The 339-nt window shown below is 45.7% G+C and carries 1 pseudogene; it reads left to right on the top strand.

Features of this window, described 5'->3' with window-relative positions:
- Positions 1–339, top strand: a pseudogene (locus G4407_RS17330) (DNA (cytosine-5-)-methyltransferase); the annotation flags it as partial.

Genomic DNA, 339 nt, shown 5'->3' with positions numbered 1-339 from the left:
CACAGGCAGGTGGAATGGGCGGCAAGACAGGATTATATGATGTAGGTGTTCCAATTAAAGAGAATACAAAGCTCGGCTACAAACTTGCAAGAGAAGGGGACAGCATTGATCTGGGCTATGCGAATCTCAACAGCAGGAGAGGAAGAGTCGGACATCAGATCGCACACACCCTGACTACAGGTGTTCAACAGGGAACACTTCATTTTGTAGATTTGTCTCCACCACCATTGGTAACAGAACATTGTAGATGCCTGAATACCAGACAATCAGGAATCCATAATCACAAAGGAGAATGTTCCGGTGTATTAGCAGAGGATGGAGCAAGAGCAGTCTTAACAC

The organism is Allocoprococcus comes (assembly GCF_013300725.1).
GTDB lineage: Bacteria > Bacillota > Clostridia > Lachnospirales > Lachnospiraceae > Allocoprococcus > Allocoprococcus comes_A.
The sequence above is the reverse complement of the archived record's forward strand: the minus strand, read 5'-3'. Positions and strand labels throughout refer to the sequence as shown.